Annotated in this window: 11 protein-coding genes; 6 read left to right on the top strand and 5 right to left on the bottom strand. The window is 74.3% G+C overall.

Going from position 1 to position 14,918, the window contains the following annotated elements:
* Positions 1–2: 2 nt before the first annotated feature.
* A complete protein-coding gene (locus ACZ6Y1_RS27540; RefSeq protein WP_469635338.1) occupies positions 3–1,250 on the top strand; it encodes a vanadium-dependent haloperoxidase in 1,248 nt (415 codons plus the stop codon).
* Between the two features lie 6 nt (positions 1,251–1,256).
* On the opposite strand, the gene ACZ6Y1_RS27545 is transcribed toward ACZ6Y1_RS27540, so the two are convergent.
* Complete coding sequence (locus tag ACZ6Y1_RS27545) at positions 1,257–2,372, bottom strand: ABC-2 transporter permease (RefSeq protein ID WP_469635343.1); 1,116 nt, start codon at positions 2,370–2,372, stop codon at positions 1,257–1,259.
* A gap of 110 nt (positions 2,373–2,482) precedes the next feature.
* On the opposite strand from ACZ6Y1_RS27545, the gene ACZ6Y1_RS27550 reads away from it, so the two are divergent.
* The 3 genes from ACZ6Y1_RS27550 (at position 2,483) to ACZ6Y1_RS27560 (ending at position 8,250) form a co-directional block, all read left to right on the top strand.
* Positions 2,483–6,208, top strand: a complete 3,726-nt coding sequence (locus ACZ6Y1_RS27550; protein WP_469635348.1) for a DNA polymerase III subunit alpha — start codon at positions 2,483–2,485, stop codon at positions 6,206–6,208.
* Complete coding sequence (locus tag ACZ6Y1_RS27555; RefSeq protein WP_469635352.1) at positions 6,205–7,221, top strand: DNA polymerase Y family protein; 1,017 nt, start codon at positions 6,205–6,207, stop codon at positions 7,219–7,221. The genes ACZ6Y1_RS27550 and ACZ6Y1_RS27555 overlap by 4 nt, the downstream gene beginning before the upstream one ends.
* Before the next feature lie 168 nt (positions 7,222–7,389).
* Positions 7,390–8,250, top strand: a complete 861-nt coding sequence (locus ACZ6Y1_RS27560) for an esterase/lipase family protein (protein WP_469635356.1) — start codon at positions 7,390–7,392, stop codon at positions 8,248–8,250.
* On the opposite strand, the gene ACZ6Y1_RS27565 is transcribed toward ACZ6Y1_RS27560, so the two are convergent.
* Together ACZ6Y1_RS27565 and ACZ6Y1_RS27570 are read right to left on the bottom strand one after the other, a co-directional pair.
* Entirely contained in the window at positions 8,247–9,284 is a 1,038-nt protein-coding gene (locus ACZ6Y1_RS27565) for a lytic polysaccharide monooxygenase (protein ID WP_469635359.1), read from the bottom strand. The two genes, ACZ6Y1_RS27560 and ACZ6Y1_RS27565, sit on opposite strands and share 4 nt — an antisense overlap.
* Positions 9,285–9,745: 461 nt before the next feature.
* Positions 9,746–10,231, bottom strand: a complete 486-nt coding sequence (locus ACZ6Y1_RS27570; RefSeq protein WP_469635362.1) for a ribonuclease FAU-1 family protein — start codon at positions 10,229–10,231, stop codon at positions 9,746–9,748.
* A 97-nt stretch (positions 10,232–10,328) separates the two neighbouring features.
* Between ACZ6Y1_RS27570 and ACZ6Y1_RS27575 the strand changes: the two genes are divergently transcribed.
* Complete coding sequence (locus tag ACZ6Y1_RS27575) at positions 10,329–10,715, top strand: GntR family transcriptional regulator (protein WP_469635368.1); 387 nt, start codon at positions 10,329–10,331, stop codon at positions 10,713–10,715.
* A gap of 162 nt (positions 10,716–10,877) precedes the next feature.
* Here the strand turns inward: ACZ6Y1_RS27575 and ACZ6Y1_RS27580 are convergent, their stop codons facing one another.
* On the bottom strand, positions 10,878–11,969 hold the full coding sequence (locus tag ACZ6Y1_RS27580; RefSeq protein ID WP_469635371.1) for a DUF5925 domain-containing protein: 1,092 nt from the start codon (positions 11,967–11,969) through the stop codon (positions 10,878–10,880).
* A 241-nt stretch (positions 11,970–12,210) separates the two neighbouring features.
* Between ACZ6Y1_RS27580 and ACZ6Y1_RS27585 the strand changes: the two genes are divergently transcribed.
* On the top strand, positions 12,211–13,017 hold the full coding sequence (locus ACZ6Y1_RS27585) for an SGNH/GDSL hydrolase family protein (RefSeq protein ID WP_469635603.1): 807 nt from the start codon (positions 12,211–12,213) through the stop codon (positions 13,015–13,017).
* On the opposite strand, the gene ACZ6Y1_RS27590 is transcribed toward ACZ6Y1_RS27585, so the two are convergent.
* Positions 12,987–14,678, bottom strand: coding sequence for a serine/threonine-protein kinase (locus tag ACZ6Y1_RS27590; RefSeq protein ID WP_469635606.1), 1,692 nt, complete (start codon positions 14,676–14,678; stop codon positions 12,987–12,989). The genes ACZ6Y1_RS27585 and ACZ6Y1_RS27590 overlap by 31 nt on opposite strands.
* Positions 14,679–14,918 lie beyond the last annotated feature (240 nt).

Consider the following 14,918-nt stretch of genomic DNA (forward strand, 5'->3'; position numbering starts at 1 on the left):
CCGTGAAGCCGTCCCGCTCCGCCCTGCTCACCTTCGGGTCCGCCTTGGTACTGTCCGCCACCGTCGCCCTGCCCTCCGCCCAGGCCGCCCCCGTGGGTGACCGCGGCGTCGTCGTGCGCGAGTGGTACGACACCACCGCGCAGACCGTCGCCGCCGCGGGCGCGCCCACCCAGGTCACCAACAGCCGTACCTGGGCGATCGGCTGGCTCGCCGCCGCCCGGGCCGCCCGGGAGGCCCCCGGCGGGCGCGGGCGGGCCGCCTTCCAGGACGCGGCCGTCGCCTCCGCCGTGCACGACGCGCTCGTCGCCCTCGCCCCGAGCCGGAAGGCGGAGCTCGACGCCGCGCTCGCCGGCACCCTCGCGCGGATCCCCGACGGCCCCGCCGAGCAGCGCGGCGCCGCCGCCGGGGCCCGGCAGGCGAAGCTCGCGCTCGCCGACCGCCAGGGCGACGGCCTCGACCCCGCCTCGGTGAACGCGCCCTTCGCCGTGCCGGCCGCCGCGCCCGGCGTGTGGCAGCCGACGCCCGACGGCTACGCCCCCGCCGCGCAGTACGGCAACCGCGTCGCCAGGCCCTTCCTGCTCGACTCCCCGTCGCAGTACCGGGTCGGCCCGCCGCCCGCGCTCGACTCGCACCGCTACCGGACGGACCTGGCCGAGGTGCGCGCGTACGGGAAGTCCGACAGCACCGTGCGCACCGCGCGGCAGACCGAGACGGCGACCTTCTGGTACGGCTCCTCGCTGACCCTCTACACCGAGCCCCTGCGGGTGGCCCTGACCCGCTCGCACGGGTCGGCCGCCGACCAGGCCGGGCTCGTCGGGCTGTTCCACGCCGCCCTGGTGGACACGCAGATCGCGACCTCCGACAGCAAGTACGCGTACACCCGCTGGCGCCCGGTCACGGCGATCCGTACCGGCTCCATCGACACCGACCCGGCCTGGAGCCCGCTCCACAACACCCCGGCCCACCCGGACTACCCGAGCGGCCACGGCACCTACGCCGGTGCCGCCGAGGCGGTGCTGGACGCGCTGGCCGGGCCCCGTACCGAGCCGTTCTCCCTCACCAGCCCGACCGCGCCCGGGGTCCGGCGGACGTACACGAGCTGGGAGCAGCTGACGCGCGAGAACGTCGACGCGCGCGTCTTCTCCGGGATCCACAGCCGCTCGGCCGACGAGGCGGGCGTCACCCTGGGCCGGGCCGTCGGCGAGCACGCCCTGCGTGGGGCGGGTCGGCTGCTGAGGCCGCTGCGCTAGTACCTCTCACCTCTCCGTCCCCTCGCCGGCGAAGCGGGGGACGGAGGGGGCGTCGTCGGGGAGGCCGCTGCCCACGGCGGCCCCCGGCCGGCCCTTGCGGGAGACCGCGCAGGCCAGGGTGACCGCGGCGCCGAGCACCGCCCAGCCGGCCAGCACCAGCATCGGGCCGCCCGCGCCGTCGCCCTTGAAGTACGCGATGGAGCGCGCGGCGTACGTACCGGCGCCGGGGGGCAGGTAGGGGCCGATGGTGCTCCAGAACGGCGGCAGCAGCGGGTACGGGTAGGCGCCGCCGGCGCTCGGGTTGCCGAGCACCACGACCAGCAGGATCGCGAGGCCGATGCCGACCACGCCGGCCAGTCCCTGGAAGGCCAGGGTGATCGCGCCGACCGCGAAGACGACCAGGGTGCCCAGTCCCCACAGGGCCATGATGCTGCCGGGCAGCGCGTCCAGGACCGGTCCCGCGATCAGCGTGCCGAGCAGGCCCGCGGCGATCGAGTACAGCAGCAGCGCGCCGAGCCGGATGACGGCGCGGGCGGAGTTCGCGGGCCGGGCGCCGGCGCTGATCGCGAGGATCGCGGCGCACAGGTAGCCGCCCACGCACCAGCCGATGACCAGGTAGAAGGAGCTCAGGCCGCGGGCGTCGCCCTTGTCGGCGGGGGCAACGTCGGTGACCTTGAGGGTGCGGCCCCGGGCCTTCTCGACGAGGCCCACGACCTCCGTCAGCGCCTGGGAGAGCGAGGCGCCGGCACCGGAGGCGACCAGCAGTTCGTCGGTGGTGCCCGCCGGGTCGACGATCAGCGCTCCGTCCACGTCCCGGTTCTGGATCCGCTGGAGGGCCGCGGCCCTGTTCTCCACCGCACTGGCATCGAGCGGTGTGCCGGGCAGGGCGTCGAGCTGCTCCACGGTCCGCTCGGTGAGCTGTTGGACGGGGGCGGCCACGGCGATCGGGATCTCGCTGGGCTTCGGTTGGTGGAAGGCCCCGATGTACGAGGTGATGAAGGCCAGCTGGAGCGCCAGCACCCCCACGACCAGCAGGGCTGCCCGGGTGGTCACGGCGTCCTTGATCTCGGCGAGGAAGCCGCCGGACGGGCCTGCGTCGGAGCTCTCGGTGCGCTGGGTCATACCCCCACGCTCTGTGGGGCCGGTACGGGGCGCAGCAGGGGCGGGCCGAACGGATGACCCTCCCCTTGGAGGGTCGAACAAGTGTTTCGCACGGGTATTCGAATTGCTCTATGGTGGAGACGGGGGAGGTGTTCTACGAGCGAAGCAGGAGGCCGCGGGTGCCTGGTTTTACGCATCTGCACACCGTTTCGGGGTTCTCCATGCGCTACGGAGGCTCGCACCCGGAACGGCTGGCGGAGCGTGCCGCCGAGCGGGGCATGGACGCCCTCGCCCTGACCGACCGCGACACCCTGGCGGGTGCGGTGCGGTTCGCGAAGGCGTGCGAGAAGGAGGGGATCCGGCCGCTGTTCGGCGCGGACCTCGCCGTGTCGCCTGCGGCGGGCTCGAACGGTGCCGGTGCTGGTGCCGCCAGTGCCGGTGCCGGTCCCGGTCCCGGTGCGGGCCGTGCGGGGTCGGCCGGGTCGGGGGGCCCGGCCGGCTTCGGGGCCGGGGCGGGCGGGGGCCGTGAGGCCTCGTACAGGCTGCGGACCCCGGTCAAGGGCGGCGCCTTCGTCGACGAGTCCGCCGCGCGGGCCGTCTTCCTGGCCCGGGACGGGGCCGCCGGGTGGTCCGAGCTGTGCCGGATGGTCACCGCCGCGCACGCCGGTCCCGCCGGGGACGCGCCGGACGCGGGGCGGCAGCCCGTGGTGCCCTGGGAGGCGCTGCGCGGGGAAGGGGTCTTCGTGCTGCTCGGGCCCGGCTCCGACGTGGGGCGGGCCCTCGCCGCCGGGCGGCCCGACCGTGCCGCGCGGCTGCTCGCGCCGTGGCGGGAGGTGTTCGGGGACGCGGTCCGCCTGGAGGCCGTCCACCACGGCCGCACCGGTACCGGCTCCGGCTCGCTGCGGCTGGCCGCCCGTACCCTCGGCTTCGCCGTCGAGCAGGGCGTCCCGGCCGTGCTGACCAACGCCGTCCGGTACGCCGACCCCGGCCAGGGCCCGGTCGCCGACGTCCTCGACGCCGCCCGCCGGCTCGTCCCCATCGACCCCCGGGGCCCTCTCGACACCGGCGAGCGCTGGCTCAAGGCGCCCGCCGCCATGGCCGAGGCGGCCGACCGCATCGCCCAGGCCGCCGGACTGCGCCCCGCCGACGCCCGCCGGCTGCTCGCGGAGACCCGGCACACCTCCGAGGCCTGCTCCGTCGACCCCGAGGACGACCTCGGCATGGGCTCCGTGCACTTCCCCGAGGCCCGGCTGGTCGGCGCCGCCCACCGCACCGCCCAGCGGGTCCTCGCCTCCCGCGCCTCGGCCGGAATGGTGCTGCGCGGGTACGCGGACGACCCCGCGTACTGGGACCGGATGCACCACGAGCTCGACATCATCGCCTACCACGGCTACGCCTCGTACTTCCTGACCGTCGCTCAAGTGGTCGACGACGTACGGGAGATGGGCATCCGAGTGGCTGCCCGCGGCTCCGGCGCGGGCTCCCTCGTCAACCACCTCCTCGGCATCGCGCACGCGGACCCCGTCGAGAACGGCCTGCTGATGGAGCGGTTCCTGTCCAAGCGCCGCCGCGTCCTGCCCGACATCGACATCGACGTGGAGTCCGCCCGCCGGCTGGAGGTCTACCGGCGGATCATCGGCCGGTTCGGCGCCGAGCGCGTCGCCACCGTCTCCATGCCCGAGACCTACCGGGTCCGGCACGCCGTCCGTGATGTCGGTGCCGCCCTGTCCATGGACCCGGCCGCCGTCGACCGGCTCGCCAAGGCCTTCCCGCACATCCGGGCCCGTGACGCCCGTGCCGCGCTGGAAGAGCTCCCCGAACTGCGCGACGTGCGCGGGGAGTCGTACGGGCGGCTGTGGGAGCTCGTCGAATCCCTGGACGCGCTGCCCCGCGGGATCGCCATGCACCCGTGCGGGGTGCTGCTCTCCGACGCCTCCCTGCTCGCCCGTACGCCCGTGGTCCCCACCAGCGGCGAGGGCTTCCCCATGTCCCAGTTCGACAAGGACGACGTGGAGGAGCTCGGGCTGCTCAAACTCGACGTACTCGGGGTCCGGATGCAGTCCGCGATGGCGCACGCGGTCGCCGAGATCCGGCGCGGGACGGGGGAGGAGCTCGACCTGGACGACCCGGCGCAGGTTCCGCCGGGCGACGGGCCCACGTACGAGCTGATCCGCTCGGCCGAGACGCTGGGCTGCTTCCAGATCGAGTCCCCGGGCCAGCGGGACCTGGTCGGGCGGCTCCAGCCGTCGACCTTCCACGACCTGGTCGTCGACATCTCGCTGTTCCGGCCGGGGCCGGTGGCCGCCGACATGGTGCGGCCGTTCATCGAGGCCCGGCACGGGCGGGCGCCGGTGCGGTTCCCGCACGAGGACCTCGCGGACGCGCTGCGCGAGACGTACGGGGTGGTGGTCTTCCACGAGCAGATCATCGAGATCGTCCACGTCATGACCGGCTGCGGGCGGGACGAGGCGGACCGGGTGCGGCGCGGGTTGTCCGACCCAGACTCGCAGGGGCGGATCAAGGCCTGGTTCGCGGCGACGGCGCGAGGGCGCGGCTATCCGGCGGAGGTGATCGACCGGACCTGGGAGATCGTGGAGGCCTTCGGCTCGTACGGCTTCTGCAAGGCGCACGCGGTGGCCTTCGCCGTGCCCACGTACCAGTCGGCCTGGCTCAAGGCGCACCACCCGGCGGCCTTCTACGCCGGACTGCTCACACACGATCCGGGGATGTACCCGAAGCGGCTGCTGCTGGCGGACGCGCGCCGGCGGGGCGTGCCGGTGCTGCCGCTGGACGTGAACCGGTCCGCGGCCGCCCACCGTATCGAACTGGTGTCCGACGCGGCGAAAGGACCTCGGGAGGTGTGGGGGCTGCGCCTCGGCCTGTCCGACGTCCACGGCGTCAGCGGCGCCGAGGCGGACCGCATCGAGGCCGGACAGCCGTACGCCTCCCTGCGCGACTTCTGGGACCGGGCCCACCCGGGACGCCCGGTCGCCGAACGGCTGGCGCAGGTCGGTGCGTTGGACGCCTTCGGAGCCAACCGCCGTGACCTCCTGCTCCACCTGACGGAACTGCACGGCGCGCAGCGGGCCGCCGGGAAACGGGGCGGCAGCCGGGGCGGGGCGCAACTCCCCCTGGAGGGAGGCCGGTCCACGGCCTCCGTCGGGCTGCCGGATCTCTCCGACGCGGAACGGCTCAGCGCCGAGCTGGGCGTCCTCGGCATGGACGCCTCGCGGCACCTGATGGCGGACCACCACGCCTTCCTGGCCGAGCTGGGAGCGATTCCGGCACGGCGGCTGCGGGAGACCCGGCACGGGCAGACCGTACTGGTCGCGGGCGCCAAGGCGGCCACGCAGACCCCGCCGATCCGGTCCGGGAAGCGGGTCATCTTCACGACCCTGGACGACGGGACGGGCCTGGTCGACCTGGCCTTCTTCGACGACAGCCACGAGCGGTGCGCGCACACCGTCTTCCACTCCTTCCTGCTGCTGGTACGGGGTGTCGTGCAGCGGCGCGGTCCGCAGAGCCTGAGCGTGGTCGGGGCGGCGGCGTGGAACCTGGCGGAACTGGTGGAACTGCGGGCCGCGGGCGGCCTGGACGCGGTGGCGGCCCGCCTGGCCGCCTCCGGCGAGGGCATGGCCGACGGCGACGGCGACGGCGACGGCGACGGTGGCGGCAACGGCAACGGCAGCGGCAGCGGCGGCAACGGCGGCGGTGCGGCGGAAGGCCCGGTCCCCGGCCGCCGGATCCGCATGTCCACGGGGTACGAGATGAACCCCTGGGCCGACCTCCAGCCCCCGGGCGAGGGCCCCGCGACGGGCCGCAAGCTCTGGCACTCCAGCCCGGGGAGCGCGGGATGACCGCCGGCCGGGCCGTCATGTGCCTGCGGCTGCGCCCCGTCGGCGGGGGGCCGCTCGGGGCCGAGGCGTACGCCGGGGTGCTCGCGCTGCTCGGCGGGCTGACCCCGGCCGTGCAGGCGCTGCCGCCCGACGCCGCCCTCGCCGAAGTCCGGGGCGCGCTGCGCTACTTCGGCTGTGACGCCGCCCGGCTGGCCGCCGTGATCCGGGTGCGGGCGCTCGCCCTGTACGGCGTGGACGCCGCCGTCGGCGTGGCCGGCAATCCCATGCTGGCCCGGGCGGCGGCCCGCGAGGCCCGGTCCGGGGGAACCCTGCTGATCCCGGACGAACCCGCCGCCGTACGGGAGTTCCTCGCCGGCAAGCCCGTCGCCGCCCTCGACGGGGTCGGCCCCAAGGCCGCCCGCACGCTGTGCTCCTACGGTCTCGACTCCGTCGGCCGGGTCGCCGCCGCACCCCCCGCGGCGCTGCGGCGGATCCTCGGGGCCCGGCTCGGCCGCGAGGTGCACGAGCGCGCCCTGGGCATCGACCGGACCCCGGTCCGGCCGGGGGCGGCCGCCCGGACCGTCGCCGCCGAGCGGGCCTTCGACCTGGACGAGCTGGACCCCGTACGACACCGGCGGGCGCTGCTCTCGCTGACCGAGGAGCTCGGGGCCCGGCTTCGTACACGAGGATCCGGGGAACAGGGCCGGGGCCAGGTCTGCCGGACCCTCTCGCTCACCGTCCGCTGCGCCGACCGCACCACCCTCACGCGCACCCGCACCCTCGGCGAACCCACCGCGCACACCCCCACTCTCACCGCCGCGGCCTACTCCCTCTACGAGGGCCTCGGCCTCCAGCGGGCCAGGGTCCGCGCCCTGTCCCTGCGGGCCGAGGACCTGGGCCCGGCCGAAGGGGCCGCGCGGCAGCTCAGTCTCGACCCCGAGGACGAGAAGGCCCGCCGGCTGGAGGCCGTCACCGACCGGGTCCGCGCACGCTTCGGGCCGCACGTCATCGCGCGCGGCACGCTCGCGGCATGACGGCATTGCCACAGAGGGACGCTCGACACGCGAAGTTTTACCGACGCGTAACTTCCAACTCTTGCTACTCGACCGTAATTTAACGGCAGCAGCTCCCCCTTGTGATCCGGATCACGGGACGAACCCCCACGCCCCATCCCCTTGAGTCGAACGCAAGGAGATCACACGATGCTGCCCTGGAGACGACTGCTCCGCCAGCTGGCCGTCCTCACCCTCACCGCCGCCGCGCTCGTCGCCCCCACGGGCGTCGCGCAGGCCGCGACGGCCCCCACCAGCGGCTGGAACAACTGGTCCTGCAAGCCCTCCGCCGCGCACCCGCGCCCCGTCGTGCTCGTGCACGGCACTTTCGGCAACTCCTGGGACAACTGGCTCGGCCTCGCCCCGTACCTGGTGAACCGCGGCTACTGCGTCTACTCCCTCGACTACGGCCAACTGCCCGGCGTGCCCCTCTTCAACGGGCTCGGCCCCATCGACAAGTCCGCAGGGCAGCTCGCCGCCTTCGTCGACAAGGTGCTCGCCGCCACCGGCTCCGCGAAGACCGACATCATCGGTCACTCGCAGGGCGGCATGATGCCGCGCTACTACCTCAAGTTCCTCGGCGGGGCCGGGAAGGTCAACGCCCTGGTGGGGCTCGCCCCCGACAACCACGGCACCGACCTGCTCGGCTTCACCAAGCTGCTCCCGTACTTCCCCGGAGCCGAGGACCTGATCACCACCGCCACGCCGGGCCTCGCCGACCAGATCGCCGGATCCGCCTTCCAGCAGAAGCTGAACGCGGGCGGCGACACCGTCCCCGGTGTCACCTACACGGTGATCGCCACCAAGTACGACGAGGTGGTCACCCCGTACCAGACCCAGTTCCTGAGCGGCTCGAACGTCCGCAACGTCGTGCTCCAGGACCTCTGCTTCCTGGACCTCTCGGAGCACGTCGCCATCGGACTCACCGACCGGATCGCCTGGCACGAGGCGGCCAACGCCCTCGACCCGTCGCACGCCGAACGGACCACGTGCGCCTCGGTCTTCGACTAGCGCCCGTGGCGGCCCGTCGCCGAGGAGGTGCGGCGGCGGGCCAGCCCGAACAGCACGGCCGCACCCACGGCGAGGACGCCGGCCCCGGCGATCGCGATCGTCGGGGTGGCGCTGTTGCCGCCCGTCTCCGCGAGGTTGTGCGCGGTGGCGTGCGTCGGGGACGGTGCGGCGGTGGACAGCGCGGTCGCGTTCCCGTTCGTCTTCGGGTCGTTGTCGCCGTGGCCGTTGTGCTCGACCGTGGACTTGTCCGCTCCGGCGGCGATCTGCTGGTCCGTCGGCGCCGAGGGGGCCGCACTCGCACCCGCACCGGCCGTGGCCGTGGCCGTGGCGTGGGCCGTGGGCTTGGCGGTGGCCGTGCCCCCGCCGTTGCCGCCGTTGCCGCCACTCCCGCCGTTGTCCTTGCCGAAGACGACGTCCGAGCAGGTGTAGAAGGCCTCCGGGCTGTCCGAGCGCTGCCAGATGCTGTAGATCAGGTGGCGGCCGGACTTCTTCGGGACGGTCCCGGTGAACACGTAGTCACCGTTCTGCATGCCCGGGTCGGTGGCCTTCGCGAACGGCGCCGGCTCCAGGTCGGACCACTTCAGCGGCTGCGAGGGGTCGTACCCGTCCTTCGTCACGTACAGCTCGAAGGAGCCCTTGTGCGGTGCGGTCCCCTTGTAGCGGAAGGTGTGCGGGCCCGCCGTCATCGGGCTGGCCGGCCAGTCCGCGCGCGCCAGGTCCAGGCCCTGGTACTTGTCGTTGCCGGCGGAGCACAGCTGACCGTTGGGGATCAGCGCCCGGTGGTTGCCGGCCGCGTTGGCGATGTTCACGGCGTTCCAGTCGTAGAACGCCTGCGCCCCGCTCGCCGCGACGGCCGCCTTGCACGCCGCCGACTTGGGGGACTCGGGCCCTTCCGCGTAGCACGCCGCCACCCGGCTGACCGGATCCGTCATCGAGCCGTGCGCCGCCGCGGGAACGGCCGAGTACGCCGCCACCGCGAGCGGGGCGAGGGCGACGCTGGCGATGCGGGTCACGGTACGGCGGCGTGCGGGCATGGGTGGGCCTCCTTAGGGCACAGGCAGGGATGCGCCGGCGGAATCGGGCCCAGCGGCGCCGCCCCCCGGCGGCGCCACATCGGGCCCTTCCTGTCCTGGCCCCGCCAAGCTAGCCCCCCGGACCACGGCTTCCGCCGGATCCGGGCGCCCGGAGAGGATCTTTAGGGTCCGCTTAAGGAAGCGGTAAGCGAGGGCCAAGGAAGGGGCAGGAAAGGGACCGGGAAGGGGCCGCGGGAGCGGCTCCCGCAGTACCCGCCCGGCCCCCGTCCCGGCGCTCCGCGCCCGTACGCGACCCGCTAGGGGGTGTTGCGAAAGTCCCGCACGGCGCCCACGGCGCCCGGCACGCGCTCTCGCCGCACCGGCCGAAGCCCCGAGTACGCCCAGTACGAGGGGCTTCGCCCGGCACGCCGAGAGCACGCACCGGACACCGCGGGCACCGCACAGGACTTTCACAACACCCCCTAGCCCAGCAGCGCGGGCAGGCCGGCCGGGGTGCGGGCCTGCTCGTCCAGGGCGTCGAGGGCGCGGACGGCCTGGGCCGCGGCCTCCGGGTCGCTGGTGGCCAGACCGCTCTCGGCGAACTCGTCCTCGTCCAGGCGCAGTACGGCGCTCCCGTCCGCCGAGACCCACAGGTCCAGGTCAAGGTCCTCCACCGTGATCACCCCCTCGCGCACCACGGCCGGGCGCGTGACGTCGCAGTACCAGCCCTTGAGGACGCCGTCGCCGGTCCACACCTCCTTGACCGCGTACCAGCGGGTGCGCCAGAAGTGCTCGACGAACACGTCACCCGGCTCGAAGCGCACGAACCCGAAGTCGCGGACGCCCTCCGCCGCCCAGGGGGCGCGTACGGAGATCCGGTCGCCGTCGTCGGCCACCTGCGCGGCCGGGTAGCGGATCTTCTCGCGTCCGGCCTTGACCAGCGCCACGGTCAGCTCCTGCACGCTCACTTCGTCTCCTGTCGGTGTCGAGATCGCCCCCGAAACGCTAAGGGCGGCTGGGGCCGGGCGCCTCCCAATTAACCGGCGATGGTGGACAATCACCCGCGTGACCTCGACGAACCTGAAGATCGCCATCGACGTGCGGACCGGCTCGGCCGCCCCGTACGAGCAGCTGCGCGCGCAGATCGCCGACCGGGCCCGCACGGGCAAGCTGCCGGCCGGCTTCAAACTGCCGACCGTGCGGGGGCTGGCGGAGGAGCTGGGGCTGGCCGCCAACACCGTCGCGAAGGCGTACCGGGCGCTGGAGGCGGACGGGGTGATCGAGACGCGGGGGCGGAACGGGACGTTCGTCGCGGCGGCGGCCGAGGGTGCCGCCCGCGAGGCGGCGTCTGCTGCCCAGGCCTATGCGGAGCGGGTGCACCGGCTGGGCCTGACGGAGCCGGAGGCCCTCGCCGCCGCCGCGGAAGCCCTCCGGGCCCGGTACACCAAGTAGCCCGAGCCCCCGCGCCTCAAACGCCGGCGGGACTGCATCCAGCCGCACCTGGCGGACGGCAGCAGCCCGATCCAGCCCCGCCGGCGTTTGAGGCGCGGGGTCCGGGGCGGAGCCCCGGGAGCCGGGCCGCGCCCGAGGAGTCGCCCGCCGGCCCGCCGGAGGCTAGAGGTACAGGCCCGCCTCCGACGGCGCCTGCGCCGGCAGCAACGCCGGCCCCGTTCCCCGCCGCAGGGCGAAGAGCTCCGCCAGGCTCGCGCCCTCGCGGGACACGCCCTCGTCCGTGCCGAGCCACTCCACCGCCTCGCGGTGGGTCAGCCGGCCGACCTCGATCCGCGCCAGGCACCGGCCCGGGCGGACCACCGCCGGGTGGAGGCGTTCGAGGTCCTCGTTCGTCGTGACGCCGACCAGGACGTTGCGGCCCTGGCCCAGCAGTCCGTCCGTGAGGTTCAGGAGCCGGGACAGCGCCTGCCCCGCCGTGTGCCGGGCCTCACCGCGGATCAGCTCGTCGCAGTCCTCCAGCAGCAGCAGCCGCCACCGGCCCTTCGCCGTGCCCTCGTCCTCCCCGATCGCGATGTCCATCAGGTAGCCGACGTCGTTGAACAGCCGCTCCGGATCCAGTACGCAGTCCACCTGGCACCAGTCCCGCCACGACCGGGCGAGGGTGCGCAGCGCCGAGGTCTTGCCGGTTCCGGGCGGCCCGTGGAGCAGCAGCAGCCGCCCCGCGATGTCGTCCGGGGTCACCTTCATGAGCCGGTCCATCGCCCCGGCCACCGGCGCGGTGTAGTTCGGCCGGACCTCCGCCCAGGTACCGGCGGCGATCTGGCGGGTCGTCCGGTACGGTCCCCGGCGCGGGGAGACGTACCAGAAGCCCATCGTGACGTTCTCGGGCTGCGGTTCGGGCTCGTCCTGCACGCCCTGCGTGGCGTCGCCCAGCACGCTCTGCGCGAGTTCGTCGCTGACCGCGGTCACCGTGACGTCGGCTCCCCGGCTCCAGCGCGAGACGAGCATGGTCCAGCCCTCGCCCTCCGCGAGGGTGGCGCTGCGGTCGCTGTCGCGCGCCGAGCGCAGGACCGTCGCGCCGGGCGGCAGCAGGGTGGCGTCGGCCTTCACCCGGTCGATCGACAGGCTGTGCGAGTACGGCTGTTCACCGGACGCGAACCGGCCGAGGAACAACGCGTCCACGACATCCGACGGCGAATCGCTGTCGTCGACATTGAGCCGGATCGGCAGCGCGTCATGCGGGTTGGCTGGCATGGCGCCCATGATCCGGCACGCGGTGCCCACTTGCACCCGTGTTTCCCCGGTTCGGGTGGCAGGTTCCCTCTTCAAACGCAGGCCAGGTGAAGATTCGGTCCGGAACTCTGCCCCGAACATTCTTGGCATGGACACTTCCAGAAGATCCCGGCTCCTTGTACCACGGACTCAGCAGTAACTCCGGCGGAAACCGGCCGGAGCGACCCCCACACCCCCACAAGGGAGCCGCACCCCCATGAGCATGAGAATGACGCGTTTCGCCGCCTTGACGTCCTCGCTGTTACTCGCGGCGGGGGCGTCCCTGTTCGGCGCGGGCCAGGCGGCCGCCGCGGCGCAGGCCGACTTCGGCTACGTCGCCCTCGGCGACTCGTACTCCTCCGGTGTCGGTGCCGGCAACTACGACAGCGCGAGCGGCAACTGCAAGCGCACCACCCGTGCCTACCCCGCCCTGTGGGCCGCCGCCCACGCCCCGCAGACCTTCTCCTTCGCCGCGTGCTCGGGCGCCCGTACGGGTGACGTCCTGTCCGGCCAGCTCGGCCCGCTCAACTCCGGCACCGACCTGGTCAGCATCACCATCGGCGGCAACGACGCCGGATTCTCCGACGTCATGACGACCTGTGTGCTCCAGTCCGAGACCACCTGCGTCGCCCGCGTCAACCAGGCCAAGGCGTACGTCGACTCCACCCTCCCCGGCCAGCTCGACCAGGTCTACAACGCCATCTCCGGGCGGGCGCCGTCCGCGCACGTCGTCGTCCTCGGCTACCCCCGCTTCTACAAGCTGAACGGCACCTGCGTCGCCGGCCTCACCGAGGGCGAACGCTCCGCCATCAACGGCGCGGCCGACTACCTCAACGCCGCCATCGCCAAGCGCGCCGCGAACCACGGCTTCACCTTCGCCTCGGTCGCCGGCGCCTTCACGGGACACGAGATCTGCTCCGGTGACGCCTGGCTCCACAGCGTCAACTGGCTGAACATCGGCGAGTCCTACCACCCGACCGCCGCCGGACAGTCCGGCGGCTACCTGCCCGTCTTCACGAACGCGGCCTGACCGGCCACGCGATCCGCGGCCGCCGCGCTCGGCGCCGGGCTCGGCGTCGCGCTCGGCGTCGCGCTCGGCGACGGCACCGGGGACGGGCCCGGACCGGGGGAGGAGGCTCCGCTCGTCGGGGCCTCCTTCTCGCACGTCACGGAGGTGTCCACCCACTGGGTGGTCACCTCCGCCGGACCCCGCACCTCCAGCCGTACGGCGTCGGCCCAGTCCGCGTCCGCCACGTACGTGAGCTCACTGTGCTCCAGCCGCCGGCTCCTCGGCCCGCCCGCCTCGTACGTGACGGACTGCCAGCCCGGCCCCGAGCTCTGCCCGCTCCGCGTGGCCCACCGGTACTCCAGCGTCACCGGGGTCCGCTCCACCTCCACCGTGGCGGTGAAGGCGGGCGCCCGGTCCGCGGCCGGCGGGCAGGGCCCGGTGTAGGCGGAGCGCACGACGTCCACGAAGGCGAGCACGTGCCGGCCCGCGGCACCCGACGGCGAGGCCGACGCGGAGGCGGGCGCAGAGGCGGACGGCGCTGCCGAGGGCGTCGCCGTGGCGGCCCGCGAACCGCCGGCCGAACCGGTCGGACCCCCGCCCCCGCCCTCTCGTGCGCCCTGGCGGTCCTTCACCAGCAGCCACCCCAGCAGGGCCAGCGCAGCGAGCAGCACCACGATCCCGACGGTCAGTACCGCCCCGGCCCCGCTCCGCCGCGCCGTCGCCGGCTCCGGTCCGGACCCGGGAGGAACGGGCTCGGTCCGTGGCTGCTGCCGGGCGTGTCCGTGGTCGTGGTGGTGCGCGACGGCCGTCGGCGAGTCCGGCCCCGACACCGGCCCGCCCGAGGCCCGTGCGGCACCGCCCGCACCCACCACCCGCAGCATCCGGGCCGCCTCCGCCGCGTCCAGCCTGGCAGCAGGGTCCTTGCGCAGCAGCCCCTCCAGTACGGGCTCCAGCGGCCCCGCCCGCAGCGGCGGCGGCAACTCCCCGTCCACCACCGCCCGCAGCACCTCCACCGGGCTCCCGCCCCGGAACGGCGGGACGCCCTCGACGGCGGTGTACAGCAGGACCCCGAGCGACCACAGGTCCGAAGCGGGGCCGGGATCCTGCCCGAGCGCGCGCTCCGGGGCCAGGAACTCCGGGGAGCCGACCACCTCGCCCGTCATCGTGATCGCCGAGGAGCCCTCCAGACTGGCGATCCCGAAGTCGCTCAGCACCACCCGGCCGTCGTTGGCCAGCAGCACGTTGCCGGGCTTGACGTCCCGGTGCAGCACCCCCGCGTCGTGCGCGGAGCGCAGCGCGGCCAGTACCTGTTCCCCGATGTGCGCGGCGCGCTGCGGGGGCATCGGCCCCTCGGCCTCCAGCACCTCGGCCAGCGAGAGGCCCCGTACGAGCTCCATCACGATCCACGGCCGGCCCTCCTCGGAGGCCACGTCGTAGACCGTGACGACCCCGCGGTGCGACACGCGGGCCGCCGCCCAGGCCTCCCGCTCCAGGCGCCGGTACATCCGGGCGAGTTCGCCGGCCTCCATCCAGGCCGGCGCCCGTACCTCCTTGACGGCGACCTCGCGGGCCAGCACCTCGTCCCGGGCCCGCCACACGACGCCCATCCCGCCGCGGCCGATGGGCTCCAGCAGCCGGTAACGGCCGGACACGACACGATCGGAGTGCGATTCCCCACCCACGTCACCCGGTCCACCCACGTTCCCAGCCACGCGAGCCTCCCATGCGTCATCGGGCGATCACTCCAAGTTAGCGCAGGGCGGGCGATGTGGCTCCTGTCGTGACGTGACCGGTGACGGGCTGTTCCGAACTCGGCGCATCCATGCGGAGAGTGACGGCCGACTCCGCTGAGTAATCGTCAACTCCCTGTCGCGACAGGGGTAATTCACACCACCGGGATACCCGCGGGCGTTGCGGGGACG

Source organism: Streptomyces sp. NPDC053432 (assembly GCF_055585365.1).